Source organism: Psychrobacter sp. A3 (assembly GCF_028823565.1).
Classification (GTDB): domain Bacteria; phylum Pseudomonadota; class Gammaproteobacteria; order Pseudomonadales; family Moraxellaceae; genus Psychrobacter; species Psychrobacter celer.
The window spans coordinates 1-655 of sequence record NZ_JAPEHS010000178.1; the positions used below are offsets into that span (position 1 = coordinate 1).

General features: G+C 53.6%; 1 pseudogene. It reads right to left on the reverse strand.

Annotated features, from left to right (window positions below):
- Positions 1–50: 50 nt before the first annotated feature.
- A pseudogene (locus NK638_RS12370) lies at positions 51–655 on the reverse strand (hypothetical protein); the annotation flags it as partial.

Sequence of the window (655 nt, forward strand, 5' to 3'; positions counted from 1 at the left end):
GCGACTCGATGACGCTATCGTTTTTTTTGATAAAGGCTGTGTAGAATGATTCATGGCGCTTTTGCCAACCTTAGCAAGCACGCTTGTACAAAGCTGTCACCTGCCCCCATCGCTGCGCCGGCAGGCTTATCTTGCGGTAGTTGCATCGTAAAGGGTACGCCCAGCTCACCCAAGGTCTGTACGCCATAAGCCAGCTGTGCCAGTTTTTGTTCATGATGCGCGGCTGGCATATCGGCATAATCCAACGTTTGCTCATGACCGACCGGATCGGCAAAATGCTTGGTAAACATGCCTTGACCGCGTGCCACATGCCCCCACGACACACGGGCCAGCGACTCACCTTCGATATAGTTGTCGAGCCGCTCAAAATCATCTTGACCTTGCTGATATTGCCCACCTGTTGGCAGATCTTTTTCATTGGCTAGCGCATACTGTGCTTGCCAATCAAAAGCCTCAGGTTTGGGATACACCCAAGCGCGACGGGCAAAATACACATAAGACCATGCGCGCATAATGCCGAGCGGGTAGACGGTTTTGATGGTGAGTCTGGGGAGCACCAGCTGGCCGCGGCTGTACGTTTGTACAGGCAGGCGAATCGTTTGTTCGCCTTGTAGCCGTGTTACCAGTAGGGAGGTTTGAGGCTCAGCGCCAGCGT